The organism is Endozoicomonas sp. SESOKO3 (assembly GCF_024606255.1).
Map to the genome: position 1 here is coordinate 1 of NZ_JAHHPR010000310.1, position 1,379 is coordinate 1,379.

Genomic DNA, 1,379 nt, shown 5'->3' on the forward strand with positions numbered 1-1,379 from the left:
CTCTTTAAGTGTTTTTATTAATTCTATTAGAGACTAAATAATACCCTGTATAGCTATATCTCCCTACAGTTTGTTTCTTATTGTTCTAAACAAAGAAGCACCATCTGTATCTAAACTGTCTCTCCACATGAACGTTCACAAGCGACTGAAGCTGTTTTTATACCTCCCCGATAGAGGTAACGTTTTTTCGGTCACGGCAAACACAGCGAACAAGCTAAAGAGGATTAGTATGATTTTTTTTGAAGGGCTGGAGTATCCTGAGTCCGTTTTGATACTAAACGACGGCAGTCTAATTATTTCAGAGGTCGGTCAGGAGAGAGGTCGGCTGGTTCGGATTGCGGCCTCAGGAAAAGAACGTCATGTTTTTGCGCAGGTCGACAGACCCAACGGTATTTTACAGGACAACCATGATGGCAGTATCTGGGTTGCCGAAACCCATGAACCGTCACTGATCAGGCTCAACCCGGATGGCTCGCTGGCAGAGAGGCTTTCCGGAGGCAGTGAAAGCCCCTTCCTTTGGCCCAATGATATGACTCTTGGGCCTGATGGGGCCATTTATCTGACGGACTCTGGTATCCGCGTCGCTGACCTGATCACGGAGGGGGGAGCCGATCCGGAAGTCTGGGAGGGGCCGATGCAGGGAAAATTGTTTCGAATTGATCCTGTCAGCAAACAGGTGGATTGTCTTGATGACGGGTTTCGTTTTGTCAATGGTATTGCCTTTGCTCCTGATGGAAAGCTCTATCTCAGTGAGTCGGTAACAGGGAATATCTATCGCTACCCGTTTACGGACAAACTGGAGGTTTCCAGTCGGGAATGGTTTGTATCGGTCACCGATACCGCAGGTCCATGCCGGGTTGTAGGGCCCGATGGCATCACTTTTGACAGAGAGGGTAACCTTTACGTTGCGATGTTTGGTCAGGGGCATGTGGCTACCGTCTACCCCAATGGTGACATTCATCGAACGATTGTGACCAGAGGCTCCTGCCCCACTGATGTGGTTTTCGGCGCAAAGGGCAGTAAAAGACTTTATATCACCGAATATCAGCGGGGTAGAGTTGAAATGACTGAAGTGTCTAACGAGGGTTTTACTTGTTAATTTTTGTGATTTTGGAACCTTCCAGAGTCAGGTTATACATCAATCCTTTGTTATTGCTGATAAAGCCGATGATGGGGGCTTTAGCGGTTTTGGTGTCTATAGCTTCTCCGGCACCAAACTCAGCAATGGCAATACTGCCATCGACACCTGCTTCCCAACCCTCGCTATTCAGGAAGTCGTTCAAAGCTTCGTTGGTCATGAACATGACAATCTGGGAACGAGCCTGTGCACCCAGCTGGAAACCGATAGAGGCTGATACCGTATTGTAGTAGTCTTGTAT

The 1,379-nt window shown here is 47.8% G+C and carries 2 protein-coding genes; one reads left to right on the forward strand and one right to left on the reverse strand.

The window, feature by feature from the left end; genetic code table 11:
• The first annotated feature begins 229 nt into the window (after positions 1 to 229).
• Positions 230 to 1,099, forward strand: coding sequence for an SMP-30/gluconolactonase/LRE family protein (locus KDK18_RS05465; protein ID WP_257253770.1), 870 nt, complete (start codon positions 230 to 232; stop codon positions 1,097 to 1,099).
• Here KDK18_RS05465 and KDK18_RS05470 read toward each other — a convergent pair.
• On the reverse strand, positions 1,089 to 1,379 hold a 291-nt coding region (locus tag KDK18_RS05470), incomplete at its 5' end, for a YSC84-related protein (RefSeq protein WP_257253771.1). The two genes, KDK18_RS05465 and KDK18_RS05470, sit on opposite strands and share 11 nt — an antisense overlap.

Bases quoted from the DNA above. Each gene is read 5' to 3' on its own strand.
- KDK18_RS05465 (WP_257253770.1), top strand. From the start codon at position 230: ATGATTTTTTTTGAAGGGCTGGAGTATCCTGAGTCCGTTTTGATACTA.